This window comes from Acinetobacter sp. MF4640 (assembly GCF_002018895.1).
Classification (GTDB): Bacteria; Pseudomonadota; Gammaproteobacteria; order Pseudomonadales; family Moraxellaceae; genus Acinetobacter; species Acinetobacter johnsonii.
Genome location: NZ_MVOM01000015.1, coordinates 22,717 through 48,866, shown reverse-complemented (window position 1 = coordinate 48,866; position 26,150 = coordinate 22,717). Strand labels below are relative to the sequence as shown.

The 26,150-nt window shown below is 42.8% G+C and carries 23 protein-coding genes and 1 riboswitch; of the genes, 15 read left to right on the top strand and 8 right to left on the bottom strand.

Translation table 11 applies throughout. The features are described 5' to 3' along the window. Window positions 1-197: 197 nt before the first annotated feature. The 3 genes from MF4640_RS07105 to MF4640_RS07095 all read right to left on the bottom strand — a co-directional run bounded on the left by MF4640_RS07105 (window position 198) and on the right by MF4640_RS07095 (window position 4,278). On the bottom strand, window positions 198-1,475 hold the full coding sequence (locus tag MF4640_RS07105) for a DcaP family trimeric outer membrane transporter (RefSeq protein ID WP_078389102.1): 1,278 nt from the start codon (window positions 1,473-1,475) through the stop codon (window positions 198-200). 240 nt (window positions 1,476-1,715) lie between these two features. Continuing rightward, on the bottom strand, window positions 1,716-3,083 hold the full coding sequence (locus MF4640_RS07100) for an MFS transporter (protein ID WP_058869586.1): 1,368 nt from the start codon (window positions 3,081-3,083) through the stop codon (window positions 1,716-1,718). A 280-nt stretch (window positions 3,084-3,363) separates the two neighbouring features. Continuing rightward, window positions 3,364-4,278: a LysR family transcriptional regulator gene (locus tag MF4640_RS07095; protein ID WP_005399482.1), complete on the bottom strand. Its 915-nt coding sequence runs from the start codon at window positions 4,276-4,278 to the stop codon at window positions 3,364-3,366. A 115-nt stretch (window positions 4,279-4,393) separates the two neighbouring features. Here MF4640_RS07095 and MF4640_RS07090 point away from each other — a divergent pair, with 115 nt between their 5' ends. From MF4640_RS07090 to accC, 15 genes are all read left to right on the top strand, one after another. Further along, on the top strand, window positions 4,394-5,503 hold the full coding sequence (locus tag MF4640_RS07090; RefSeq protein ID WP_078389101.1) for a muconate/chloromuconate family cycloisomerase: 1,110 nt from the start codon (window positions 4,394-4,396) through the stop codon (window positions 5,501-5,503). 29 nt (window positions 5,504-5,532) lie between these two features. Further along, on the top strand, window positions 5,533-5,823 hold the full coding sequence (gene catC, locus MF4640_RS07085) for a muconolactone Delta-isomerase (protein ID WP_078389100.1): 291 nt from the start codon (window positions 5,533-5,535) through the stop codon (window positions 5,821-5,823). A 145-nt stretch (window positions 5,824-5,968) separates the two neighbouring features. After that, on the top strand, window positions 5,969-6,889 hold the full coding sequence (catA, locus tag MF4640_RS07080; RefSeq protein ID WP_078389099.1) for a catechol 1,2-dioxygenase: 921 nt from the start codon (window positions 5,969-5,971) through the stop codon (window positions 6,887-6,889). A 78-nt stretch (window positions 6,890-6,967) separates the two neighbouring features. Next, window positions 6,968-8,365 carry a benzoate 1,2-dioxygenase large subunit gene (gene benA / locus MF4640_RS07075; RefSeq protein WP_004693190.1) on the top strand — a complete coding sequence of 466 codons (1,398 nt, stop codon included), beginning with the start codon at window positions 6,968-6,970 and terminating at the stop codon, window positions 8,363-8,365. Further along, a complete protein-coding gene (gene benB, locus MF4640_RS07070; RefSeq protein ID WP_004979732.1) occupies window positions 8,362-8,871 on the top strand; it encodes a benzoate 1,2-dioxygenase small subunit in 510 nt (169 codons plus the stop codon). The genes benA and benB overlap by 4 nt, the downstream gene beginning before the upstream one ends. 90 nt (window positions 8,872-8,961) lie before the next feature. Continuing rightward, entirely contained in the window at window positions 8,962-9,978 is a 1,017-nt protein-coding gene (benC, locus tag MF4640_RS07065) for a benzoate 1,2-dioxygenase electron transfer component BenC (RefSeq protein ID WP_005399486.1), read from the top strand. A gap of 15 nt (window positions 9,979-9,993) precedes the next feature. Then, window positions 9,994-10,779, top strand: coding sequence for a benzoate diol dehydrogenase BenD (gene benD, locus MF4640_RS07060; RefSeq protein ID WP_078389098.1), 786 nt, complete (start codon window positions 9,994-9,996; stop codon window positions 10,777-10,779). Window positions 10,780-10,831: 52 nt separating this feature from the next. Further along, window positions 10,832-12,064, top strand: coding sequence for a benzoate/H(+) symporter BenE (gene benE / locus MF4640_RS07055; RefSeq protein WP_005399488.1), 1,233 nt, complete (start codon window positions 10,832-10,834; stop codon window positions 12,062-12,064). A 27-nt stretch (window positions 12,065-12,091) separates the two neighbouring features. Beyond that, on the top strand, window positions 12,092-12,772 hold the full coding sequence (locus MF4640_RS07050; RefSeq protein WP_004693199.1) for a 3-oxoacid CoA-transferase subunit A: 681 nt from the start codon (window positions 12,092-12,094) through the stop codon (window positions 12,770-12,772). A 13-nt stretch (window positions 12,773-12,785) separates the two neighbouring features. Continuing rightward, entirely contained in the window at window positions 12,786-13,436 is a 651-nt protein-coding gene (locus MF4640_RS07045; RefSeq protein WP_078389097.1) for a 3-oxoacid CoA-transferase subunit B, read from the top strand. A 251-nt stretch (window positions 13,437-13,687) separates the two neighbouring features. Continuing rightward, window positions 13,688-14,893 carry a 3-oxoadipyl-CoA thiolase gene (pcaF, locus tag MF4640_RS07035; RefSeq protein ID WP_078389096.1) on the top strand — a complete coding sequence of 402 codons (1,206 nt, stop codon included), beginning with the start codon at window positions 13,688-13,690 and terminating at the stop codon, window positions 14,891-14,893. A 99-nt stretch (window positions 14,894-14,992) separates the two neighbouring features. Beyond that, window positions 14,993-15,769, top strand: a complete 777-nt coding sequence (pcaD, locus tag MF4640_RS07030) for a 3-oxoadipate enol-lactonase (RefSeq protein ID WP_078389095.1) — start codon at window positions 14,993-14,995, stop codon at window positions 15,767-15,769. Window positions 15,770-16,853: 1,084 nt separating this feature from the next. Continuing rightward, a complete protein-coding gene (aroQ, locus tag MF4640_RS07025) occupies window positions 16,854-17,309 on the top strand; it encodes a type II 3-dehydroquinate dehydratase (RefSeq protein WP_010326669.1) in 456 nt (151 codons plus the stop codon). Window positions 17,310-17,325: 16 nt separating this feature from the next. Beyond that, on the top strand, window positions 17,326-17,745 hold the full coding sequence (accB, locus tag MF4640_RS07020) for an acetyl-CoA carboxylase biotin carboxyl carrier protein (RefSeq protein ID WP_004979753.1): 420 nt from the start codon (window positions 17,326-17,328) through the stop codon (window positions 17,743-17,745). Between the two features lie 16 nt (window positions 17,746-17,761). Then, window positions 17,762-19,123: an acetyl-CoA carboxylase biotin carboxylase subunit gene (accC, locus tag MF4640_RS07015; protein WP_005399493.1), complete on the top strand. Its 1,362-nt coding sequence runs from the start codon at window positions 17,762-17,764 to the stop codon at window positions 19,121-19,123. A 63-nt stretch (window positions 19,124-19,186) separates the two neighbouring features. Here accC and MF4640_RS07010 read toward each other — a convergent pair whose 3' ends face one another. From MF4640_RS07010 to MF4640_RS06990, 5 genes are all read right to left on the bottom strand, one after another. Further along, on the bottom strand, window positions 19,187-19,654 hold the full coding sequence (locus MF4640_RS07010; protein ID WP_010326667.1) for a hypothetical protein: 468 nt from the start codon (window positions 19,652-19,654) through the stop codon (window positions 19,187-19,189). Window positions 19,655-19,865: 211 nt separating this feature from the next. Next, window positions 19,866-23,471: an urea carboxylase gene (uca, locus tag MF4640_RS07005; protein WP_078389094.1), complete on the bottom strand. Its 3,606-nt coding sequence runs from the start codon at window positions 23,469-23,471 to the stop codon at window positions 19,866-19,868. A 5-nt stretch (window positions 23,472-23,476) separates the two neighbouring features. Beyond that, window positions 23,477-24,127, bottom strand: a complete 651-nt coding sequence (locus MF4640_RS07000) for an urea amidolyase associated protein UAAP2 (protein WP_005399495.1) — start codon at window positions 24,125-24,127, stop codon at window positions 23,477-23,479. Window positions 24,128-24,144: 17 nt separating this feature from the next. Beyond that, on the bottom strand, window positions 24,145-24,885 hold the full coding sequence (locus MF4640_RS06995) for an urea amidolyase associated protein UAAP1 (RefSeq protein WP_005399496.1): 741 nt from the start codon (window positions 24,883-24,885) through the stop codon (window positions 24,145-24,147). A 27-nt stretch (window positions 24,886-24,912) separates the two neighbouring features. Next, window positions 24,913-25,016, bottom strand: a riboswitch (guanidine-I (ykkC/yxkD leader). A gap of 144 nt (window positions 25,017-25,160) precedes the next feature. Beyond that, on the bottom strand, window positions 25,161-26,054 hold the full coding sequence (locus tag MF4640_RS06990; protein ID WP_005399497.1) for a LysR substrate-binding domain-containing protein: 894 nt from the start codon (window positions 26,052-26,054) through the stop codon (window positions 25,161-25,163). Window positions 26,055-26,150 lie beyond the last annotated feature (96 nt).

Genomic DNA, 26,150 nt, shown 5'->3' with positions numbered 1-26,150 from the left:
TTCTTATGTGACAAATAACTTAAGTTCTGATGAGACTTCTATTATTGCATTACATTCGCAGCTTTTGCTCAAAACTGAGTATGGATTAAATTAAACGGCAAAACATAAGAAGCCGAAGGGGTTATCCTTCGGCTTCTATGCGAAATTTCACATCGTTCTATACATATCAAAGTGAAAATGGGTTATCACTTCAAGCATTAGAAGTTATAAATCGCAACCAAGTTCACACGGTTGTCTTCACCTTTTTTACTACCATTTGCCGCAGGTGCAAATGCTTCGCGCTCACCGTAGACATACTCGACACCAAGGCTAACAGGCTGAACTGGGCTATAGAATAAATTGCCCCATGCCTGCCATAAGTTTTTATTGATTTTGGTATCATCAGCTACAGCATCAAGGTAGTCCTGATTTTTATCAAAAGTCATATAACCATATGCCAACGTACCACGTAATTTATCATTAAACTTCTGTGTTAAACCGACAGTAATTGAGTCAAACTCACTTTGTTCAATACTTGTGCCTGTTGCAACTACGCCAGGGTTTGTAAAGGATACAAAGCTGCTATCACCTTTGACATGGTAGTAGTCGGCTTTCACAGAAGTCACAGGGCTGATGTCAAATTTGGCACCAACACCTACGCCATACGCCCACTCTTCTTGATTTTGAATACGTTTTTCATGCGCCATTGCACGTCCACTGACTGAAAGTGCATCATTAAACTTATGATTCAGTCGTCCTGTAAATGCAGGCATACGTTGGCTCATGCTGGCATCTTTCGGGTCTTCAACTGCCGCGACTAAGTTAGTATTTGGCGTGAATTTATGGGTATAACGCACTTGAGGTGTACGTTTAATTGAAGCACCCACATAAGCCAAAGCATCAATCGTTTCAGGGATATAGTCTGGAGTCGCAAAGTTTGACCACGTTTGACCAATTAACCAGTTACCATAGTTTAAATACGCATGACGAATACGTAAATTATCAAGGTTTGCACCGCCTAAAAAGTCGACCTCAATTTTGGCATTTAAGTTCTGATCGGCGACTGGTGCTTTAAAGTCCAAACCTAATCGCGTTGCTGAAAGAGTTGATCTTAAACGATCGCTATTTTCAGCATTTCCTTCTAAAGGTACGCTATTGATTTGGTTATAAGGCATGTCTTTGCTACCGCCTTCAGCTTGATACGATGCATCCATTCGAACATTACCGTATAAGTTGAACTCTGCCCCACCTTTGGTCAAACCTAAACCCGTTTTTTCAACTGTTTTTGGCGTCGTCAACACTTGACGTTCAACAGTGCTCAATTGAACAGCTTGCTGCTGTTGTTGCTGCGTATTCTGTTGAAGCATTTGTTTTAACGCATTAATTTCACTTCTAAGTTGCTCAATCTCTGCCGTCGTATTGGTTTGTGCGTGTAATGCTGCACTACTTAACATGGATAAAGTTACAACTAAAACGTTCTTCTTAAATTGTTTCATTCAACACGGGTCCTGTGTATTTAAGTCTGTCCTGACTTTTACTCTTTAATATTTAGCTCTCTTTTTCATCGCTGTTTTCTAACGCAATGCATTTCTTTTAATACTTTAAAATGAAACTTTTTATCGCATTAAAAATCGCGTTAAAAAACAACTTCTAAAAAGCAAATTGATTTTAACAGTTCATACAGTTTTTGAAATGAGCCTACTACTAATGCACTAGACTCATGGGTTCAGTATTATTTAATTGGCTGTGGATTTAACTGCATCAAACACTTGTTTTGATTTGGTTTTTTCACCGTCTACAGACACTTTTAAGTTGACCATAAACACTGCCAAAGCCGCAATCACACCAGGTATCGCAATCACGAGAAAATTCATTTGATGTGGCAACTCAAAAGTTAACAATGCACCTGTCAGTACAGGCCCAACAATTGCGCCAATGCGTCCTATGCCTGAAGCCCAGCCCATACCTGTAGAGCGTACTGCAGTTGGATAGAACTGTGCGACAAAGGTATACAGTAGAATTTGTGAACCAATGGTTGCTGCGCCTGCAATCGCAATTAAACCGTACAGCACCATTTGTGGACTGTTGAAACCGAGTAGAATCAGTGCAATAGCACCCACGGTGAACATGGTTGTCAAAACTGGTTTTAAGTGGAAACGGTCTGCGAGCGCACCACCGCCAATCGCTCCAACCATACCGCCAATATTTAAAGCAAATAAGAAAATCATACTTGCACCAAGCGAATAGCCTGCTTGAATCATCAGTTTTGGTAACCAGCTTCCAAGCGCATAGACCATGAGCAGGCACATAAAGAATGCCACCCAAAACATCATGGTGCTAAAGGTACGACCTTGTTGGAACAATGCTTTTAATGGAGCGTCATCACCAGCAACAGGTTCATTAAGTTTAAAAGTCGTTTCTGGCTGAATTGCTTGCTCCGGTGCAATTTTTTGTACAATTTCACGGACTTTTTCAGTTTCACCCTTTTTAGTCAGGAACATTAAAGACTCAGGTAGAAACTTCCAAAGAATCGGCAAAGCCAAAAATGGAATGATGGCAATATAGAACATGATTTTCCAACCATAGTCTGTTACCAACCATGCACCCAGTAAAGCTGAGGTCATGCCGCCAATAGCATAGCCACTGAACATAACCGCAACGAGTGTGCTACGAATACGCTTCGGAGCATATTCAGTCATGAGTGCGACCACGTTTGGCATCACCCCACCAATGCCAAGTCCCGCAAGAAAACGTAAAATACCAAACTCAATAGGATTACTTGCAAATGCGCCTAGAAAGGTGAAGCCACTAAAAATAGCCACACAAATCATAATGGTCTTTTTACGGCCCAATTTGTCAGACAACGTACCAAAGCTCATTGCACCGAACATCATGCCAAACAATGCGGTACTCGCAAGTAAGCCTGCTTGTACTGCACTGAGTCCCCACTCTTGCATCAGAAGTGGCAGTGCCACGCCATAGATGACTAAATCATAACCGTCAAAAATAATAATCAGTAGACACCAAATGAGTACACTCCAATGAAAGGGCGTAAATTTGGCTTCATCGACCACCGTGTTGATGTTAACTGGATTTGTATTCACTTTAAGCCTCCTGCTTGCGAATGTTTGTTGCTGTGCACATTGCAGCAAAAGTAGCTTTCTTGTCCAAAACCGAATAACTCTATATTTATACCTTTAAGGTCGGTTAAGGTTTTTATTGTTTTAAATAAATAGCTTATATAACCAATGATTGCAGCGAGAGACAAAAAATAAGCAAAACCAAGCGAAAATGACTATAAAAAAAGCCATCCCCAAGGATGGCTGAAATGGCTCGTTTTAAAGTGTAGACGTTAAAAGTATCGTGGAATTTAAATCCCCAAGTTTAGATAAATGCGCGGTCATATTTGATCGCTTCAAGGTCATAGACCTGATAAATACAATCAAATAATGAACGAATATCTTCGCTTTCATCCATGGAACGAATCGCCAGAAAAATGGGGCTAGTCGCTGCATCATCTAAGATTGGAATATAGTTCAAATGCGGCAGTTGAATGGTTCGTGCACTTTCTGGAACCACACAAATTCCTTCTCCGGCTGCAACCAACCCTAGTGCCAACTGTATTTCACGAACTTCTTTTAAATGTTTGGGTTCCAGTCCATATTCTGAAAACAGCCCTTGGACTTGAGTAGAAAAGTTTGGCTTGGGATGACTTGGATAAAGAAATAAGTTTTGATCGACCAAATCCGACAGGTACACGCCTTGTTTTTGCGCCGTCAAAGGATGACTAGAATGTGCCGCTAACATCAACGGTTCTTCACGCAGTAAAACCCGACGCACAGCAGGATCGGAAATGCGTAAGCGTCCAAAACCAACATCAATCCGCCCTTCTTTTAAGGCCTGAATCTGGTCTTTGGTACTCATTTCGATCAATTCGATTTTTAAATGTGGCTGCTGTTGGCGAAATAAATACACAATTTTAGGCAATAAACCATATAACAATGAACCTACAAAGCCCATAGTCACCGTTTTTTCAACCAAGCCTACACGTTGTGTCATGGCTTTGACTTCTTCGGCATTAGACAAAAGTTTAACAGCGTGTTGATAGAAGAATTGTCCTGCTTCCGTGGTCTTGAGTGGACGGCTGCCACGTTCAAATAATTGCACACCCAATTCAGCCTCCAGATTTTGTATCTGGCGGCTTAAAGGAGGCTGTGCAATGAATAATTTTTCAGCAGCTTTGGTAAAACTCTGCTCTTCTACAACAGCTACGTAGTAGCGGAGGTGTCTCAATTCCATGACTATTTATACCTTTAAGATATATTAAAATGCTAATTTGATCTTCGACAGTTCATATTTATTCTTTTAAGGTATATCAAATCAGGTACACAACGCAAGGCTGCGCAGAGTTACGATGTATAAATCTATAGAAACCTTACTCGTCGAAATCCCCACTATTCGCCCACACAAAATGGCGGTAGCGACTATGCAAACGCAAACGCTTGTCTTGGTGAAAATCAGCACTGAAGATGGCTTTATCGGTTGGGGTGAAGCGACAACGATTGGTGGACTGGGCTACGGTGAAGAAAGTCCAGAAAGCATTAAGACCAATATTGAAACTTATTTTGCACCTTTATTGAAGTCCCTTAAAGCTCAAAACATCGCACAAACCATGCGTGCTTTGAAAAAGAATATTAATGGTAACCGTTTTGCCAAATGTGCAATTCAAACCGCTCTACTCGACATCCAAGCGCAACGTTTAGATTTACCTCTTTCTGAAGTATTGGGTGGCCGTTTACGTGACAGCTTACCTGTACTTTGGGTATTGGCATCTGGTGACACTGAAAAAGATATTGCTGAAGGCCGAAAAATGATTGAGGCAAAACGCCACAATATTTTCAAACTTAAAATTGGTTCACGCCGTGTAGAAGAAGATGTTGAACATGTTCTTGCGATTAAACAAGCACTGGGTTCAGACATTTCCATCCGTGTCGATGTGAACCGTGCATGGTCTGAGCTAGATGCGATTAAGGGTATTCAACTCCTACAAAATGGTGGTGTTGACCTGATTGAACAACCCTGTGCGATCGACAACATTGATGCAATGCAGCGTTTAACACGACGTTTTGATCTTGCCATCATGGCGGATGAATCGCTCATGGGACCAAGCTCAGCCTACCGTTTAGCCAAAACCAATGCGGCCTCTGTTTTTGCAGTCAAAGTGGCTCAGTCTGGTGGACTAATTGAAGGTCATGAAGTCGCGAAGATTGCCAACTTAGCAGGTATAGATTTGTATGGCGGGACCATGCTTGAAGGTGCAGTCGGCACGATTGCTTCGGCACATTTGTTCTCGACCTTTGAAAATTTAGCCTATGGCACAGAGCTATTCGGCCCACTGCTGTTAACCCAAGATATTTTAAAAACCCCACTTCAATACACTGACTTCACTTTGCACTTACCCCAAGGCAAAGGACTCGGTATTGAACTGGATGAAAACAAGATTGATCAGCTGCGCCGCGCTTAAGCGACGTCTTAACCGTTTAGGAGTTATACATGCTTTTTCACGTACGTATGGATGTTAACATTCCACTGGATATGCCTGCTGAAACTGCCAGTGAAATTAAAGCAGTCGAAAGAGCATATTCGCAAGAGCTACAAGCTCAAGGCAAATGGCGACATATTTGGCGTATTACAGGTCAATACTCAAACATCAGCATTTTTGATGTAGACAGCAATGAAGAGCTACACAACATTTTGCAAGGTTTACCTCTGTACCCGTATATGAATATTGAAGTGATGCCTTTAAACCGACATCCATCGTCTATTCGAGAAGATGATCGTTAATTGAAAAAAGATTTTATGCAATTTAATCACTGGAACGTAGTGAATATTCCAGTGAAAGAAATTAACAAGGAACGTGGCAGCTAAGCTTTTAAATAAATCAATAAAGCTAGCCACCACACAGCAAACATACTTAAGGAGCACTAGTATGAATCGTCAACAGATTGATGCATTAGTCAAAAATATGAATGTGGATACAGCAACAGGTTCTGTAGACGCGCGTACTCAACAAATTGTGGTTCGCCTATTGGGTGACTTATTCCAAGCGATTGAAGATTTAGATTTGAGCCAAACTGAAGTTTGGAAAGGTCTTGAATACTTTACGGATGCAGGCCAAGCCAACGAACTCGGTTTACTTGCGGCCGGACTTGGTCTTGAGCACTATCTTGACTTACGTGCAGATGAAGCCGATGCCAAAGCAGGCATTACAGGCGGAACGCCACGTACCATCGAGGGTCCTTTATACGTAGCTGGTGCGCCTGAATCGGTTGGATTTACGCGTATGGATGATGGTTCTGAAGAAGGCAAAATTCCGACTCTGATTATTGAAGGGACAGTAACTGACACTGATGGTCAGATTATTGAAGGTGCAAAAGTTGAAGTTTGGCATGCCAATAGCTTAGGCAACTACTCTTTCTTCGATAAGTCACAATCAGACTTCAATCTACGTCGTTCAATCATTAGCGACCAAGATGGTAAATACGTTGCTCTCACCACGATGCCTGTCGGTTATGGTTGCCCACCAGAAGGGACAACTCAATTTGTATTGAACAAGTTAGGCCGTCATGGTAACCGTCCTTCGCACGTACATTACTTCGTTTCTGCACCAGGCTACCGCAAGTTAACCACCCAATTCAACATTGAGGGTGACCAATACCTGTGGGATGACTTTGCATTTGCAACACGTGAAGGCTTAGTGGCTACCGCTGTCGATATTACCGATGAAGCTGAAATTGCGCGCCGTGGTTTAAGTGGTCCATTCAAACACATTCAATTCAATGTTGAACTGGTGAAAGACCAAGCGGCTGCACCATCAACTGAAGTTGAACGTCGTCGCGCTAGCGCTTAATTACCCTTGGAACCGAAATAGCCACTGCAAAGTCGCATTTCGGGGACTTCCTCACTTTTGGAAAGTCGGAGAACGGACATGCCACGTATCCCAGTTATTAATACTAGCCATCTCGATCGTATCGATGAATTACTTGTCGACAACTTTGAAACAGGCGAATTCAAACTTCATCGTTCAGTGTTTACTGATCAAGCCCTTTTTGACCTAGAAATGAAGTATATCTTCGAGGGTAACTGGGTTTACTTGGCACACGAAAGCCAAATTCCAAATAACAATGACTATTACACGACGTATATTGGCCGTCAGCCGATTCTGATTGCACGTAACCGTAATGGTGAACTCAATGCAATGATCAATGCCTGTTCACACCGTGGTGCACAGCTTTGTCGTAATAAACGTGGCAACAAAGCAACCTATACATGCCCTTTCCATGGTTGGACATTTAACAACTCAGGCAAGCTTTTAAAAGTTAAAGATCCAGCAGATGCAGGTTATTCAGACTGTTTTAACCACGAAGGTTCACATGATCTGAAAAAAGTCGCACGTTTTGGCAACTATAAAGGTTTCTTGTTCGGTAGCTTAAATCCAGATGTTCCCTCTTTAGAAGAATACTTAGGCGAAACCAGCAAAATCATTGACATGATTGTGGATCAATCTGAGCAAGGTCTTGAAGTTTTACGTGGCGCGTCTACCTACACTTATGAAGGCAACTGGAAACTAACTGCAGAAAATGGCGCAGATGGTTATCACGTTTCAGCGGTGCACTGGAACTATGCAGCGACCACGCAACAACGTAAAGAAAAACAAGCGGGTGACAACATCCGTGCCATGAGCGCAGGCGCTTGGGGCAAACAAGGCGGTGGTTCATACGGTTTTGACAATGGTCACATGCTGCTTTGGACACAGTGGGCGAATCCAGAAGACCGTCCAAACTTCCCGAAAGCCGACGAATATTCTGAAAAATTTGGCGAAGCAATGTCGAAGTGGATGATTGAGCGCTCACGCAACCTTTGTCTTTATCCAAACGTCTATTTGATGGATCAGTTCGGTTCACAAATTCGCGTACTTCGCCCAATTTCAGTTAATAAAACTGAAGTCACGATTTACTGTATCGCACCTGTAGGTGAAAACGCGGAAGCTCGTACGCGCCGTATTCGCCAGTACGAAGACTTCTTCAATGCCTCAGGCATGGCAACACCAGATGATTTAGAAGAATTCCGTGCATGCCAAGCGGGCTACGCAGGCATTGAACTGGAATGGAACGATATGTGCCGCGGTTCAAAACATTGGATTCATGGCCCAGATGATGCTGCTAATGAAATTGGTCTAAAACCAAAACTTTCAGGTGTAAAAACTGAAGATGAAGGCCTCTACCTTGCTCAGCACCAACACTGGTTAGACATGATGAAAATTGCAATAGCCAATGAAAAAGCACTGGCTGTTGAAACTGCAAATGAACAAGGAGAAGTGGCATGAATGCTCCTACAACACTTAATACCGTTAGCATCGAACAAATCAGTCAGTTTCTGTATCAAGAAGCACGCTTTTTAGATGATGAACAATGGGACGATTGGCTTGCATGTTATGCCCCTTCTGCATCGTTTTGGATGCCTGCATGGGATGACGACGATACCCTGACTACGGATCCGCAGTCTGAAATTTCACTGATTTACTACCCAGACCGCCAAGGTTTAGAAGACCGTGTGTTCCGCATTAAAACTGAACGCTCTTCTGCGACCATGCCAGACACACGTACTTGTCACAATGTGAACAATATCGAAGTGATTGAGCGTGATGGCGATAAAGTTACCGTCCGTTTTAACTGGAATACGCTGAGCTTCCGCTACAAAACCAGTTATAGCTACTTTGGTATGTCACGCTATGAAATCGATTTTTCAGGTGAAAAACCACAAATTTTAAGCAAATACGTAGTACTGAAAAATGATTACATCAACCAAGTGATTGATGTTTATCACCTCTAAGTTTTAGCCACACATCCTTAGTATGCTTTCAGCCAAATGGAGTTTTGGCTGAGAGTTCCAAGTTTCAACGTTTTTAAAGGATATTCAGCCATGTCAAACCACAATGTTGCACTTCAATTTGAAGATGGCGTAACGCGTTTTATTACCGTGACTCAAGGTGAGTCATTATCAGATGCCGCTTACCGCCAAAAAATTAACATTCCGCTAGACTGCCGTGATGGTGCGTGTGGGACTTGCCGCGCTTTTTGCGAATCTGGTAGTTATGACATGCCTGAAGAGACGTATATTGAAGATGCGTTAACACCTGAAGAAGCGGCACAAGGCTATATTTTGGCTTGCCAATGCCGTCCAAGCTCGGATGCCGTATTCCAAATTCAAGCTTCATCTGAAGTCTGCAAAACTGAAATTCACCAGTACCAAGGCACTTTAGTCGCTGTTGAAAACTTATCAGAATCGACCATTACTTTTGATATTCAGCTTGATGAAGGTCAACCTGATATTCACTTCCTAGCGGGTCAATATGTCAACGTCGGCATTCCAGAGACAGCAGAAACGCGTTCATATTCATTTAGCTCGAAACCAGGTAACCGTTTAACAGGTTTTGTGGTACGTAACGTGCCGAATGGCAAAATGAGTAGCTTTTTAAGTAGTACTGCCAAAGCGGGCGACAAAATGACTTTTACTGGTCCATTTGGTAGCTTCTACCTGCGTAATGTAGTGCGTCCTGTTGTCATGCTTGCAGGCGGTACAGGTATTGCCCCTTTTATGTCTATGCTGCAAGTCTTAGAAGAAAAAGGCGCAGAACACCCTGTGCGTTTAGTATTTGGCGTGACCAATGATTTTGACTTAGTTGCTTTAGAACAACTGGATGCACTTCAAGCCAAACTCCCATGGTTTGAGTACCGTACCGTTGTTGCAAGTCCAGACTCTGCACACGAGCGTAAAGGTTATGTGACGGGTCACATCGACAATGAATGGCTCAATGGCGGTGACGTCGATGTCTACCTTTGCGGTCCTGTCCCTATGGTTGATGCTGTTCGCGGTTGGTTAGATAGCGAAGGCGTAAAGCCTGCAAACTTCCTGTTTGAAAAATTCTCTGCAAACTGATTGGGGCCACTTCTCATGTCTGATCGTCAAAGATTTTTAAACAAAGTCGTAATTGTGACTGGTGCTGCTCAAGGCATTGGTCGCGGTGTTGCTCTCCAAGTCGCTGATGAAGGTGCGCAAGTTGTCTTAGCTGACTTATCTGACTATGTCAATGAAACATTAGCAGAAATTGAAGCGCATCAAGGCGATGCAATCACAGTCAAAGCCAACATTGAAACCTTCGCAGGCGCACAAAGTGTTGTAGACAAAGCACTTGAGGTCTATGGCCGTGTCGATGTGCTCATCAACAACGTCGGCGGTGCAATTTGGATGAAACCTTTTGAGGAGTTTTCTGAAGAAGAAATCATCAAAGAAGTGAATCGCTCATTATTTCCAACGCTGTGGTGTTGTCGTGCTGTTTTACCTGAAATGATTAAAAATCAAAAAGGTACGATTGTAAATGTGTCTTCTATAGCGACTCGTGGCATTAACCGTGTGCCTTATTCGGCTTCCAAAGGCGGGGTCAACGCCCTTACTGCATCGCTGGCTTTTGAACATGCTGAAGATGGGATCCGAGTGAATGCGGTTGCTACGGGTGGAACCGAAGCACCGCCGCGTAAAGTGCCACGTAATGCAAATCCATTGTCTGAAAATGAAAAAGCGTGGATGCAACAAGTGGTTGATCAAACCATTGATCGTAGTCTTATGAACCGTTATGGCACGATTCAGGAACAAGTGAATGCGATTGTATTCCTTGCTTCAGATGATTCGTCATATATGACAGGTACAGTTGTTCCTGTTGGCGGTGGCGATCAAGGCTAATTGATCGTTATTACTTTTATATACAGGATCATGTCTGCATGGAGGCAAATGAATGGCTACCCTGTTTAAAACTTTGAAAGAAGATTGGTCTATTTCAGCCACTGTCGCAGGATTTTTGGCGGTGCTGATTTCCTATTCAGGACCACTCATTATCTTCTTTCAGGCTGCACAACAAGCTCAGGTTTCCCCGACCATGATGATTTCATGGATTTGGGGTATTTCTATTGGAGCAGCCGTGGCAGGAATCTTTCTTTCCATTAAGTTCAAAGTCCCTGTGATTACAGCATGGTCTGCACCAGGTACGGCTTTATTGGTCACCCTGTTCCCGAATATTAGCCTGAATGAAGCTGTAGCCGCTTATATCACCTCAGCCGTGGTGATTTTCCTGATCGGGATCAGTGGTTACTTTGATAAATTATTGAAATGGATTCCGCAGTCGGTGGCTGCTGGGATGATGGCAGGTATTCTATTTCAGTTTGGTTTAGGTCTGTTTAGTGCCACTAACAGTATGCCTATTATTGTATTTAGCATGCTGTTTGTCTTTTTAGTCGCAAAACGAATTTCACCACGCTATAGCATGCTTTGGGTACTGCTTTCAGGTGTAGCCTTGAGCTTTGGGCTTGGTGAAATGAATGCGGTGAGTTTAGATGTCCAACTTGCTATTCCTCAGTTCATCAGCCCTGAATGGACTTGGCACTCCACCTTAAACCTTGCCCTGCCTCTGATTTTAGTCAGTCTGACGGGACAGTTTTTACCGGGCATGGCCATCATGAAACTGAGTGGCTATGACATACCTGCCAAACCGATTATCACCACCACCAGTATTGTGTCTTTAGCTGTTGCATGTGTCGGCGGTATCACCATTGTTTTGGCGTCCATTACGGCTGCATTGTGTATGGGCAAAGATGCGCATGAGTTAAAAGAAAAACGTTATATCGCAGGCGTTGCTAACGGTATTTTCTATATTTTAGGTGGTTTGTTTGCAGGCAGTATCGTTCTGCTCTTTAGCTTGCTGCCAAAAGAGCTTGTTGCCGCTTTGGCTGGCTTGGCTTTATTGGGTGCCATTTCAACCAATATCGCTGTAGCCATGAAAGATGAATCTCAACGAGATTCTGCACTCATTACTTTTTTAGCTACAGCTTCAGGTATGCACTTTTTAGGTCTAAGTTCCGTTTTTTGGGGCATCGTCATTGGTTTAACTGCGCATCTAATTTTAACCAAACGCAGCCCTGACGTTTCAGCTTTAGCTTCAACACCAAGCTCCAATCCAAGTTCTAAAAGTTAATAGGTACGTTGTGCCTAGGACAATATTATGATTGATAAAAGTTCAGCTTCTTTAACAGAAGCACTTTCGCAAATAAAGGATGGCTCCACCATCATGATTGGTGGTTTTGGTACAGCAGGACAACCTGCTGAACTGATTGATGGCTTAATTCAACTCGGCATTAAAGACCTTACAATCGTCAGCAACAATGCTGGTAATGGCGATTATGGTTTAGCCAAGCTACTGAAAGCGGGTGCCGTGAAAAAAGTCATCTGTTCGTTCCCACGTCAGTCCGACTCTTGGGTCTTCGATGAACTCTATCGTGCAGGCAAAATCGAATTGGAACTGGTACCACAAGGCAACTTGGCCTGTCGTATTCAAGCCGCAGGCATGGGGTTGGGCGCAGTCTTTACCCCAACAGGTTATGGCACCTTATTGGCCGAAGGCAAAGAAACCCGTCACATCGACGGGAAAGATTATGTACTGGAATATCCAATCAAAGCTGACTTTGCTTTGATTAAAGCCCAACAAGGCGACCGTTGGGGTAACTTGGTCTACCGCAAGTCGGCACGTAACTTCGGCCCGATTATGGCTATGGCGGCAGGTGTAACCATTGCCCAAGTGTCTGAAGTGGTAGAACTGGGTGAATTAGACCCTGAACACATCATCACCGCAGGTATTTTTGTTCAACACGTGGTGCAGGTCCAACCTGAACCTGTTGCTGTGTAATCGGGAGAACATCATGAGCTATCAAAAACTCAGCCGCAATCAGATTGCGGAACGTGTCGCACAAGATATTCCAGATGGTGCGTATGTCAATCTCGGGATTGGCTTACCGACCAAGATTGCCAGTTACTTACCAAGTGACAAAGACGTGTTCTTACATTCTGAAAATGGCTTATTGGCTTTTGGTCCACCACCTGAAAAAGGTCAAGAAGACCCTGAGTTGATTAATGCGGGTAAAGAATATGTGACCATGCTCGAATGCGGTGCTTTTTTCCACCATGGCGATTCTTTTGCCATGATGCGTGGTGGTCACTTAGATATTGCAGTATTAGGTGCCTTTCAAGTGGCAGCCAATGGTGACTTGGCCAACTGGCATACCGGTGCACCCGATGCGATTCCTGCCGTCGGTGGTGCGATGGACTTAGCCGTTGGTGCTAAAAAAGTCTTTATCACCACTGACCATGTGACCAAACAAGGTGAGCCGAAGATTGTGGCTGAACTGACTTATCCCGCAACAGGTTTGAAATGTGTCGATCGGATCTACACCGACTTGTGTGTGATTGATGTCACCGCAGACGGTTTAAAAGTGATTGAGAAAGTTGACGGCCTAAGCTTTGCAGAATTGCAGGCGATGACGGGTGCTCCATTGGTGGATGCGACACAGTAAATTTCAGAAAAATTTGCTAGAGCTTATAGTCATCAACAACCCGTCGAGCGCTTTAAAAATATTGTTTTTGCAACAGCAGTGGAAAATTGCTGTGAGTGAACAGGTTTTGTTGATGACAAAGTTTTTGGTCACTTTTTTAAAAAAGGGACGAGAACGAGTTACTGCTATTTGACTGAACATGATAAGACTCCGTCGTGAATAGATACAGTTGATCTATCAGCAGAGTCCCGTTTTAAAGGACAAGATTAAACATGAAAGACGCATATATTATCGATGCCATTCGTACTCCATTCGGCCGTTATGCGGGTGGACTCGCTCCAGTGCGTGCCGATGACTTGGGTGCAGTGCCGATTCAAGGCTTAATGCAACGCAACCCTAGTGTGGATTGGACCCAAGTCGATGACGTGATTTATGGTTGTGCCAACCAAGCGGGTGAAGATAACCGTAATGTGGGGCGTATGTCAGCACTGCTTGCAGGTTTACCCGTTGAAGTTCCTGCCACGACTGTGAATCGCTTATGTGGTTCATCCCTAGATGCCATTGCGATGGCAGCCCGTGCAATTAAAGCCGGCGAAGCAGATTTAATCATCGCAGGTGGCGTCGAAAGTATGTCTCGTGCACCTTTTGTGATGGGGAAATCAGAAACAGCTTATGGCCGTAGTCAAAAGATTGAAGACACCACTATGGGTTGGCGTTTTATCAATCCTAAGCTCAAAGCGATGTATGGTGTAGAGACCATGCCGCAAACCGCGGAGAACGTGGCACAACAATTTAATATTGATCGCGCAGATCAAGACCAGTTTGCCTTGGCGAGTCAACAGCGCACCGCAACCGCGCAAGCTCAAGGCTTTTTTACGCATGAAATCATCCCTGTGAATATTCCACAGCGTAAGGGTGATCCGATTGTGGTCGACACGGATGAACATCCACGTGCATCGACCACCTTGGAAGCTTTGGCAAAACTGAAGCCAGTCGTGACAGCAGAAGGCACCGTCACTGCAGGAAACGCATCAGGCATCAATGACGGTGCGGCTGCTGTACTGATCGCTTCAGAAGCAGCGATTGAGCAGTACCAACTTAAACCCCGTGCCAAGATTATTGCATCTACAGCTGTGGGGGTTGAACCTCGCATTATGGGCTTTGCACCTGCACCTGCCATCAAAAAGTTACTGAAACAAGCCAATCTGACATTAGAGCAGATGGATGTGATTGAGCTGAATGAAGCTTTTGCTGCACAAGCACTGGCCGTTACCCGTGACCTAGGTCTGGCAGATGACACCACACAAGTGAATCCAAACGGTGGTGCAATTGCGATTGGTCATCCACTGGGTGCATCGGGTGCACGTTTAGTCACCACGGCTTTAAACCAGTTAGAACAAACGGGTGGAACCTATGCCTTGTGTTCGATGTGTATTGGGGTCGGCCAAGGCATTGCAATGATTATTCAGCGGGTTTAACCCTTCTTATGATCTGACGTGGTGTTTCTGCTCATAACACTTTTTGTTGATAACAACAGTGGAAACACTCAAAATTTTTAATGAATTAAGGAAAAGCATATGCCAAGGTTTACTTCAAACAATGCCGAAATTCACTATCAGACCTTTGGTGACCCCAAAAATCCCGCGATCGTTTTTTCAAACTCGCTAGGCACAAACTTCAACATGTGGAAACCACAAATTACTTTTTTCCAGAAAAACTATTTTGTGATTTGCTATGACACTCGCGGGCATGGTCAGTCTTCCGCACCTCAAGGGCCTTATGATATTGAACAACTTGGTCTAGACCTGATCCATTTACTGGATCATTTAAACATTGAGAAAGCCATTTTTTGCGGTATCTCAATGGGCGGACTTACAGGTCAGTGGTTAATCATTCATAAACCTGAACGTTTTCACCGTGCCATTGTATGTAATACCTCTGCCAAAATTGGCAATGAACAAGCATGGAATGATCGCGCATCATTAGTACGCACCCAAGGTTTAGAACCCATTGCATCGACGGCTGCAAACCGTTGGTTTACCGAACCCTTTATCCAAAGCAACGCAGCAACTGTAGCAGCGCTTTCAAACGACTTAGGTGCTGGCAGCCCAGAAGGTTATGCGAGTTGTTGTGAAGCTTTGGCTAAAGCGGATTTACGTGAAAAACTCGAAAGTATTTACGTGCCTTTACTTGTTATTGCAGGGCGTAAAGACCCCGTAACAACAGTCTCAGATGCACAGTACATGGTGAATCACATCCGAAGTAGTGCCCTATTTGAAATCGATGCCTCTCATATTTCAAATATCGAACAGCCCAAAGCCTTCAATCAGGCTATCTTAGACTTTATTGCTTAATGCGCTAGATCTGAACGCAAAACAGCCCAACATGGGCTGTTTTTTTCCTATTAAAAAAATGATAGGAGTGCGTAAAAATAGTTATTATAAAGATGTTGGCTTTGGCTCATTCTATTTCTCCTCTTAAAATCATCAAAACTCAAAAAATTGTATATAAAACAAACTGAAATTATTATGATTTCAAAATCATATCTTCGGAATTTCACTTATTGCCAATCCTAAACTCACTAGATCCCATCATGTATAGCCACATCTACCCAGTTAAAATGAGCAAAATAGCCAATCGTTTTGTTTTATAAATTTTCTCGCACAGCAAAAGCCAATACTCAACAAGAGGATATTTTTTCAGTACATTCCACTACTCAGCAATTTTTCTACAGTTTTTTGCTTATTTAACGGCAAAATTTTTCAGTGAAGAGGATGCTGAAAAACACCGTTAGAAACCTGAATTTTCCTTTTACTGTTTCAAGTTTTTCAGTTTTTTTCTAAAAGATCATGGCATCAGCTAAATAGACCTTAACAACAGACAAAAGCGTCCACCTACACTTTAATGTAACAAGTTAATGTTTTAATTGATGAAAGTGATATTTTCCAGTTCAATGTTGATCCAATAAAGCTTAGCAACTGAATTGATCATGGTCGTCAAGCCAGCCAAAATAGCTAGAATAAATTGATCAGATCATGTACAGATACAAACGATATCAAACTTCAGCTTTATTTTGATATACAGTTTAGCCATATAAGAATTGATCTAGATCTGATGCAGAGTGAGCTACCGACTAAGAAGTCTGAGTTGCCCTCTTTTCAAGACTTGAGTTGCACCTGTGGCACAAAACGAAAACAAATCTGCTGCTTTTGGTCAATTTGGCTTACAATGTAAAAAAGAGTAATAATCCGAAAATTTGTAATCTTTTAACATTGTCAATTCCTTGCAAAATTTACATTATATTGCCGAAGTTTGGCACTAAGCATCTACGTCAATTCAAACAAACTATAAAAAAAATGTAGAACTTTATGCCATAATACGCAAACTTTGCAGCCATCTTGCAAAGATTTATTGCAATTTATAAATGGAGCAAGCTAAATGAGTTCGACCATTTTGGTTATTCATGGACCGAATCTAAATTTGCTAGGAAAGCGCGAACCAGAAGTATATGGTTCTCTAACGCTGAACGACATCAATCAGCAACTCATTGCACAAGCTGAAAATGCTTCAATTTCTCTCGACACTTTCCAAAGTAATTGGGAGGGTGCCATTGTCGACCGTATTCATCAAGCCCAAGCGGATGGCGTCCAATTTATTATTATTAACCCTGCTGCACTCACGCATACCTCTGTTGCTCTACGTGATGCTTTGCTTGGTGTAGCCATCCCATTTATTGAAGTTCATTTATCAAATGTTCATGCGCGCGAAGCGTTTAGACATCATTCATATTTATCAGATAAAGCCGTTGGCGTTATTTGTGGCTTAGGTGCTCAAGGTTATAGCGCTGCGCTCAATTACGCTCTCACTAAAATTCAACCCTCTACGCAATCATAATTAGGAATACTGTCACATGGATATTCGTAAAATCAAGAAACTCATCGACCTGATGATTGAATCTGACTTACAAGCGATTGAAGTTAAAGAAGGCGATCAATCGATTGCTCTGACTCGTCGTAGTCCAGTTGTTGCAGCTGGTGCTCCTGTTGCTATGGCAGCTCCTGTTGCTCAGGCTCCAGCGGCTAAAACACCACGTGGTGCTGTAGAAACTTCTCCAATGGTTGGTGTGTTCTACGCTGCTCCAAGCCCAGGTGAAGCGCCATTTGTTAAAGTCGGTCAAACCATCACTGCTGGTGAGACACTTGGTATTATCGAAGCAATGAAAATCATGAACCCGATTGAAGCAACGCAAAGTGGTGTGGTTGAAGAAATTTTAGTGAAAAACGGCGAAGTGATCCAATTCGGTCAACCATTATTCCGCTACCGCGCGTAATAGACGGGGACTTATAATGTTGCAAAAAGTTTTAATTGCAAACCGTGGTGAAATTGCCCTGCGCATCACCCGTGCCTGCAAAACTTTAGGGATTAAGACTGTAGGGATCTATTCAGATGCCGACAAAGACTTAATGCACCTACGTTTTGTAGACGAAGCAGTATGTATTGGACCGGGTGCGAGCAGTGAAAGCTACTTGAACATTCCTGCCATTATTACAGCAGCTGAAATTTCAGGTGCAGATGCCATTCACCCAGGTTATGGCTTCTTATCAGAAAATGCTGAATTTGCTGAAATTGTAGAAAATTCTGGTTTCATTTTTATTGGACCACGCCCTGAACACATCCGTTTGATGGGTAACAAAGTTTCTGCAATTACTGCAATGCGTAAAGCAGGTGTTCCAACCGTACCGGGTTCTGCAAATGCGGTTACACCGCAAAATGCGCTGGCTGAAGCTAAAGAAATTGGCTTCCCATTGATCGTGAAAGCTGCTTCTGGTGGTGGTGGTCGTGGTATGCGTATTGTAGAACGTGTCGATACCCTGCTTGAATCCGTTCAAGCCGCACAGCGTGATGCTGAAATGTGGTTTGGCGATGACACGGTGTATATGGAACGTTTCCTACAAACACCTCGTCACGTTGAAGTCCAAGTTCTTGCCGACGGTAATGGCCACGCGATTCACCTCTATGACCGCGACTGCTCTTTACAGCGTCGCCATCAGAAAGTGTTAGAAGAAGCACCAGCGCCAAATTTACCTGAACAAGCACGTGCTGACATTTTAGAAGCTTGCGTAAATGCTTGTAAATTAATGCAGTACCGCGGTGCAGGTACATTCGAGTTCTTGTTTGAAGATGGTGAATTCTTCTTTATTGAGATGAATACACGTGTTCAAGTTGAACACCCTGTAACTGAAATGGTGACAGGTATCGACATTATTGAACAACAGCTCCGCATTGCTGGTGGCTTAGGTCTTGAAATTGAACAAGATCAAGTTGAAGTCAAAGGCCATGCAATTGAGTGCCGTATCAATGCTGAAGATCCAACGACTTTCTTACCTTCACCGGGTAAAATTGAGAATTTTTATGTGCCAGGTGGTGCAGGTATTCGTCTTGATTCACATATCTATCAAGGCTATAGCATTCCGCCATACTATGATTCGATGATTGCGAAGCTGATCGCACACGGTAAGGATCGTAAAACATCACTTGCACGCATGCGCCAAGCGCTTGATGAAATGATTTTGACCGGTATTAAAACCAATATTCCATTGCATAAAGATTTGATTCTTCAAGATGAAAAATTCTGTGAACAAGCAATGGATATTCACTACCTTGAAAAGCACCTGTTAAAGCAAATTGAAGGCAATCAAGACAAATAATTGCCTTGATCCTTAAATAAAAAACCGCGATAAATCGCGGTTTTTTATTTATAAAACAATTAATTAAGGTAATACGCGACGTAGTGTTGCAAAGCATTGTTGTGCTTTATCATTGGCACAAAAATTAATGGTCGATGGACTTTGCCATTTCACAAAATACTGAGACATTTCTCCAGTCTGATCTTCTTGAGACCCAGAGCAATCCACTTGGTTATTGTCAAATTTGACTTGCAAAATCAAAGCAGGCAGTTGCACATTTTTATCGGTAGATGGCTGGTAATCATAAATTCCCGTAGACCATTCTTCCCCACTTTTAATCACAACATCACTATTACTTTTAAAATTATAGTATTCAACGCATTTACGATTATTTGGAATTTCCATTCCCCATAAGCCCACAATTTCAGGGCGAGTCGTTACACGAATATTATTTTGATTTGATGCTTGAGTATCCTCAGCCTGACTAGGCGTATTTGCCATAAGCACTGATGAAGTTAACATGAATAACATGCCGAGTAATGTTTTTTTCATACAAGCCATAATGTTTTTAAGCGTCCCACTAAATTAGCATATTTTGATTCAAAACATCATTTTATAACCATTTCATAACAATCTATTTTTTGCTATGCATTGTAATCTCGATTTAACAAAACGATTTATTGTCAGCACTAGATAAATCCTACTTTCAGAATCGAAAAAAGACCGCCTAAGCAGTCTTTTTTGTATGTCGTGATATTTGAATTTAGGCTACAGGTGCCAGTGTAAACAGCACCTGACCTGTTTTTACCGTTTGCCCTTTTTCAATGGTAATGGCTTCAACCTTCATCCGCTCAGGTGCAATAATGGGAATTTCAATTTTCATGGCTTCAATCACGGCCAAAGTTGCCCCTTCTTCCACAATTTCTCCAGAGGAACATTCAATTTTCCAAATAGAACCCGGCATGTGAGACTCTACTGCACAACCACCTTCAGGAATTTGAATTTCACTGTCATCTAAAACAGTATCTAGGCTTTCAGAAACATATTCAGCCAAACCTGCCTCATGCCAACGACGGCGTTCCTCTTCAAAGTTCGTTTGCTGTACCGCTTTAAAACTTGAAATGGATGCCGCATTTTCAATGAGGAAGTCATTGTATTCTTTTAGATTTAAAACCCCATCTTCTACACGAAGCTTTAAGCGCCCCGCTTTAAAGTCTTCCCGCATTTGCATCAGTTCTGTTTCAGACACTTCGTAAAATTTAATTTGATCAAAGAAGCGCAGTAGCCATGGCTTATCCTGTTCAAAGTCAGGATTTTTGCGGTAACGACTCCACATTTGGGTTGTACGTCCAACAAACTGATAACCGCCCGGGCCTTCCATACCATAGACACACATATATGCGCCACCAATACCGACTGCATTTTCAGGCGTCCAAGTGCGTGCAGGATTATATTTGGTGGTCACTAGACGATGACGTGGGTCCAGCGGCGTTGCCACAGGTGCACCCAAGTACACATCTCCCAAACCCATCACCAAATAATTGGTGCTGAATACGATATCCTTCACTGCTTGCTTTGAGTCTAAACCATTGATACGACGAATAAACTCTACATTGTCAGGACACCACGGCGCATCTGGACGGACTGTTTGCATATAACGTTCAATCGCCAACTGAGTTTGTGAGTCCTCCCAAGCCAAAGGCAAATAGACTGTGCGCGAAGGCACTTCCATTGCTGTCACATCAGGCAATTCACTTTCTGCCTGTTGTAATAATGCTAACAAATGTTTCTGATCAAGTTTTAATGAGTCAAAGTGAATTTGTAGCGAACGAATCCCTGGTGTTAAATCAATAATTCCTTCGATACTTTGGTCTTTAGCCCATTGCATTAAAGCATGAATACGGAAGCGTAAATTGAGATCTAAAACCAACTCTCCATATTCAACCAACAGATAACTATTACCTGCAGGACGATAAGTCACATCAGGTCTAGCGTTTTCACCTTTTAATGTCGCTAAAACGGCATCTGATAGTGTCTCCATTTCAGCATTAAAGCTTGGAGCAAAATCTACATTTTCAGTCGTATCCGCTGTTAACGCTGTGCTATATTTTTGATTTAATACTTGTGCTTGATCATAAGAAATGGGGATAAATTTAACTTTATCGCCCGCTTTAAGCTGACCAATTTTCCATAGTTCTGAGCTAACCACCACCGCTGGGCAAACGAAACCGCCCAAGCTTGGACCATCGGGTCCTAAAATAATTGGCATATCTCCAGTGAAGTCAATCGCTCCAATGGCATAAGCATTATCATGAATATTCGAAGGGTGCAGCCCTGCCTCACCACCATCGGTACGTGCCCATTCAGGTTTTTCACCGACTAAACGAATGCCTGTACGACTTGAGTTAAAGTGAATTTCAAATTCTTGCTCAAAGAAGCGCTCAATATCTCGTTTGGTGAAAAAATCGGGCGCTCCATGTGGTCCATACATCACTGCAATCTTCCAAGTATGGCTAAAGCTTGGCACCTGTGCTGCACTGAGTGCAACAGTTTCTACCGAGCTGTAAGCCGTAATCGGCAACATATCTCCAATGAGTAAATTGCGTCCTGCATGACCACCAAACTGACCTAAAGTAAAAGTCGCTTGTGAACCTAAGTAGGTAGGGACATTGAACCCGCCTTTAATACCAATATAACTGCGACAACCTGTCGTAATTTTACCCGTTTTAAGAATTTGCCCTTTTTTAACATTAAGGGTCTGCCACATGGCAACATCAACACCATCCAATGTCGCAAGCATGTCGCCACCCGTAATCACGATTTGGCTATCACAGTGAAACTTTAAAGTTGGGCCTTGTAATGTACATTCTAACGCCGCGGTATTAAATGGATTCCCCAATAGTTGATTGGCTACATTTAACGATAGTGGATCAATCGCACCTGATGGTGGCACTCCAACATCCCAGTATCCCAAACGACCTGTGACGTCTTGTATTGACGTTTGAATACCGGACTGTAATACCTCAACTTTTTGGGTTTTCCACTCAAAAGTATTTAAGAAACGTGTAGTCTGTGTCCCTGCTTTAAACACTTCACCGTCAATAATGTTTTGTAAATACTCAAGATTGGTTTCAATTCCTGCCACTGAAGTTTGTGCCAAAGTATCGCTCATGGCTTGAATTGCACTCTCACGGTTTTCGTGAGTCACAATAATTTTGGCAATCATTGGATCATAAAAGGAAGACACATTTGAACCTGTTTCCACCCATGTTTCATTACGGGCCTGCGGGTCAAACTCGACATAGGTCAGTAAGCCAGCACTGGGTTGAAAGTTCTTAATTGGATCTTCAGCATATAAACGGACTTGGATCGAATGGCCTTTAGGTGCAAGTGTATCTGTTGGTGCAGTCCAGTCACCGCTACCTAAAGTGACCATCCATTCCACAAGGTCTACACCAAACACTTGTTCAGTCACACCATGTTCAACTTGCAGACGTGTATTCACCTCTAAGAAATAGAATTGCTGGGTGTCAGTATCCATCACAAATTCAACCGTACCTGCCGAACGATAATTCACTGACTGCATCAATTGAATCGCAACACCTTGAATATAAGCACGTTGTTCATCATTTAAATGTGGTGCAGGAGTTTCCTCGATTACCTTTTGGTTACGGCGCTGTACTGAACAGTCCCGCTCTCCCAAAGCCAGAACCAAACCTTGACCATCACCAAAAATTTGGACTTCAATATGACGCGCATTTTCCACAAACTTTTCTAAATACAAACCTGCATCTTTAAAGTTAGCTTGGGCCAAATAAGATACCGTTGCATAAGCATCTTTAAGCTCTGCTTCGTTCCACACCAAACGCATACCTATACCACCGCCACCTGCGGTACTTTTCAGCATCACGGGATAGCCTATACGATTCGCCTCCACCAGTGCTTCCGCTTCGTCTGCTAAAAGCTGGCTACCCGGTAACAATGGCACGTTCGCCTGAATGGCAAGTTCACGCGCAGTATGCTTTAAGCCAAAACTACACATTTGTGCAGAATTTGGCCCTAAAAACACAATGCCCTGTGACTCACACAAATCACAAAATTCAGCATTTTCAGACAAGAAGCCATAGCCCGGATGAATGGCTTCAGCACCTACTTCTTTCGCGACCTGTAAAATTTTTTCAATATTTAAATAACTTTGACTGGCTGGGCTATCACCAATAAATACCGCTTCATCAGCCAAAGTCACATGTAAGGAATCACGGTCTGCTTCTGAATACACCGCAACAGACTGAATGCCTAAATTCTTTAATGTACGAATTACTCGGCAGGCAATTGCACCACGGTTGGCAATGAGAACTTTTTTAAACATGCTGATTACTCCTTGCCGTCACGTACAATCAGTTGAATTTTAGTCGGGTTGTAGGCATTACAGGGGTTGTTCAGTTGTGGGCAGTTAGAAATCAGCACGATGAGATCCATCTCTGCTTGAATTTCAACATATTTACCCGGCGCCGATATTCCATCGTCAAACTTGAGATGCCCATCACTACTCACGGGTACATTCATAAAGAAGTTAATATTAGGCCCAATATGACGGACATTTAGTCCATGCTTTTTTGCGATAGGGTGCAAAGCTAAAGCTGTCATAAAGTTATTACGGCAACTGTGCATCGGAAATGTGTCGTGTGCATAGCGTACGGTGTTACTTTCACATGAACAAGCACCGCCTAAGGTGTCATGGCGACCACAGTTATCATCATGGATCGTGGCGATTTTGTTGCCATAGTTGGTATATAGAGCTGTGCCTTTTTCTAGATAAATTTGCTGATTAATGGCTAAAGTATCAGTTGCGCTATAACGCTCTTCGGGGTTGCTCGCAGAAATAAATAAAGTATCGACTGCTTGGTTGCCTTCGAGGTCAATAATCCGGAAATACTGTCCCTTCTTGACTTCACCCATCCATGCTTCGCCCGCTGGACAAACTTCATTTAAAAAAGCTTGATCAAATGCTTGTAAACTGGTCATGCGTATTCTCCTTGGGCTTAAACAGCATCGAATGCGTAATAACGCGCGTTGTTTTGAAAACCGCGTTGGTTTTGTGGGCATGAGTCACGACAGACATCGTGTACTGCTAAAGCGGAGGCTTTGAATAAGCGCATTTGAATATCGGCAGGCTGATACTTTGCTGCTTGGCTTAAACCATGTGGCGCAGCAGATAAAAACACCAGACAGTCCATCTCAAAACGCAATTCAATAGTTTGATGGGTATTATCGACATCGATATAAGATAAGTTGCCTGCATCATCAGGGCGAACTTTAGAGAATAGGTTGACCGTAGCTGACAGGTCGGCTTGACCTAATGAATACTTGGTCATTTCAAGTAATAGGCTGTCGCGTCCACTTCGATACATCTCATTTCGTGCATCTTGGAAAGTTTGAGTGCCGAATTGTTTTTGAATTTGTTCTGTGCGACTCGGACCACACAAAGCATCATTCCAACCATGATCGTCTTGAATGATTGAAGCCATGACCCGACCTAAGTCTGAATACAACACATGCCCTGTACTTAGAAATGCCGTATGTTGTGCCTTTAGGCTATCTGGCATATTAAAACGTTCGTGCTTATCTTCGCTGTTGACACAGAAAAGAGAAACGTTAGCTTGTGCTCCCAAGGCCTTAAACTGTAAAACAGTGCCGCGTTGAATACGCCCAGACCAGTGGTGCCCACCCGGTAAAAGTTCAGTCCATAGTGCGTTATCGTCGTGATAAGTTATTGTGCTCATGCGCCTCTGCCTAAATCGTAACTGTTTACCTCCCGGGCTTTTATCCCTCCGTGTAGCTCTTTCGAACCGTGAACTCTCGGTCGCAGACATACATAAAATAGATATGTATCGGAACCCTAGATCACTCTTTCAGATTAGACGATGCAAAGGCTGTGCCAATTTAGTATTACGATTTTTAAACTTCGTAATACTATTTATGAGCAATAAATGGGCACTTTAGATTTCAAGCACGCATATTTTCGCTATGCGCACTAAAAAGCATCAAATTTTAAGAATTACTTCATTAAAATTTCATGGAACATGTGACGCAGCCACTGGTGACTGGTTTTGTGATGATAAGACATATGCCAATACTGTTTCACCCCATAACTTGGGAAGGCAATTGGCGCATTGAAGATCTTTAAATTGCCACGTGAAAGCAGCACTTCACTCAAATAATACGGCACTGTCGCAATTGCATCGGTTTCTTGTACCACCAAACCTACCCCTAAATAGCTCGGTAAACGCATTAAAATGTCACGTTTTAGTTCTAAATTAAGCAGTTCGTTTTCAATATGGTAATGTCCCATGCCTGCATCAATATCGATATGTGACTCAGCCAAGTATTGCGCTGTGCTGATACTGTCACCTGTCAAACGCGGATGATCTTTGGCGGCAATCACCACATAATACTGCTCGAATAGTTGCTGTTGATAAAAGCCATTTTCCAATTGTGGTAAAAAACCCAGCGCCAAATCAATCTCACCATTTGCCATTTGATAACTGGTTTCAGAGGTGATTGGACGGATATTCAAACGAATATGCGGCGCATGTTTCTTTAAGTATTGCGAAATTTTCGGCAACAACACCAAATGTGAAACATCGGTCATGGCCAAACTAAACTGTTGCTGCGAAGTGGCTTGGTCGAAATCAATCGTGAAGTTATTGATAATTTCAACCTTGTTTAAAGCCTCACTGACCAATGGAAATAGCTGTTTCGACAGCTCAGTTGGCACCATTTCATTGCCAATCCGCAAAAATAGCGGATCATTATAATGTTGGCGAATTTTATTCAGAATGTTACTCACCGTCGGTTGACTCATTTCTAGATGATCAGCCGCCAGTGACACACTTTTAAACTTATAAACGTAAAAAAAGATACTGAGTAATTTACAGTCCAGTTCAAACACGAAAAAAATGTTCCTTATATGCATGTGATGGTAGACGATCCATCATCTACCCATTATAGCGATGATCCAATGCTCAAAACTTACTTTTATAAGCAT

What these genes read in the sequence shown, in the direction of transcription:
- MF4640_RS07105 (WP_078389102.1), bottom strand. Translation starts at nt 1,475, where the DNA reads ATGAAACAATTTAAGAAGAACGTTTTAGTTGTAACTTTATCCATGTTA.
- MF4640_RS07095 (WP_005399482.1), bottom strand. Translation starts at nt 4,278, where the DNA reads ATGGAATTGAGACACCTCCGCTACTACGTAGCTGTTGTAGAAGAGCAG.
- MF4640_RS07090 (WP_078389101.1), top strand. Translation starts at nt 4,394, where the DNA reads ATGTATAAATCTATAGAAACCTTACTCGTCGAAATCCCCACTATTCGC.
- catC (WP_078389100.1), top strand. Translation starts at nt 5,533, where the DNA reads ATGCTTTTTCACGTACGTATGGATGTTAACATTCCACTGGATATGCCT.
- catA (WP_078389099.1), top strand. Translation starts at nt 5,969, where the DNA reads ATGAATCGTCAACAGATTGATGCATTAGTCAAAAATATGAATGTGGAT.
- benA (WP_004693190.1), top strand. Translation starts at nt 6,968, where the DNA reads ATGCCACGTATCCCAGTTATTAATACTAGCCATCTCGATCGTATCGAT.
- benB (WP_004979732.1), top strand. Translation starts at nt 8,362, where the DNA reads ATGAATGCTCCTACAACACTTAATACCGTTAGCATCGAACAAATCAGT.
- benC (WP_005399486.1), top strand. Translation starts at nt 8,962, where the DNA reads ATGTCAAACCACAATGTTGCACTTCAATTTGAAGATGGCGTAACGCGT.
- benD (WP_078389098.1), top strand. Translation starts at nt 9,994, where the DNA reads ATGTCTGATCGTCAAAGATTTTTAAACAAAGTCGTAATTGTGACTGGT.
- benE (WP_005399488.1), top strand. Translation starts at nt 10,832, where the DNA reads ATGGCTACCCTGTTTAAAACTTTGAAAGAAGATTGGTCTATTTCAGCC.
- MF4640_RS07050 (WP_004693199.1), top strand. Translation starts at nt 12,092, where the DNA reads ATGATTGATAAAAGTTCAGCTTCTTTAACAGAAGCACTTTCGCAAATA.
- MF4640_RS07045 (WP_078389097.1), top strand. Translation starts at nt 12,786, where the DNA reads ATGAGCTATCAAAAACTCAGCCGCAATCAGATTGCGGAACGTGTCGCA.
- pcaF (WP_078389096.1), top strand. Translation starts at nt 13,688, where the DNA reads ATGAAAGACGCATATATTATCGATGCCATTCGTACTCCATTCGGCCGT.
- pcaD (WP_078389095.1), top strand. Translation starts at nt 14,993, where the DNA reads ATGCCAAGGTTTACTTCAAACAATGCCGAAATTCACTATCAGACCTTT.
- aroQ (WP_010326669.1), top strand. Translation starts at nt 16,854, where the DNA reads ATGAGTTCGACCATTTTGGTTATTCATGGACCGAATCTAAATTTGCTA.
- accB (WP_004979753.1), top strand. Translation starts at nt 17,326, where the DNA reads ATGGATATTCGTAAAATCAAGAAACTCATCGACCTGATGATTGAATCT.
- accC (WP_005399493.1), top strand. Translation starts at nt 17,762, where the DNA reads ATGTTGCAAAAAGTTTTAATTGCAAACCGTGGTGAAATTGCCCTGCGC.
- MF4640_RS07010 (WP_010326667.1), bottom strand. Translation starts at nt 19,654, where the DNA reads ATGAAAAAAACATTACTCGGCATGTTATTCATGTTAACTTCATCAGTG.
- uca (WP_078389094.1), bottom strand. Translation starts at nt 23,471, where the DNA reads ATGTTTAAAAAAGTTCTCATTGCCAACCGTGGTGCAATTGCCTGCCGA.
- MF4640_RS07000 (WP_005399495.1), bottom strand. Translation starts at nt 24,127, where the DNA reads ATGACCAGTTTACAAGCATTTGATCAAGCTTTTTTAAATGAAGTTTGT.
- MF4640_RS06995 (WP_005399496.1), bottom strand. Translation starts at nt 24,885, where the DNA reads ATGAGCACAATAACTTATCACGACGATAACGCACTATGGACTGAACTT.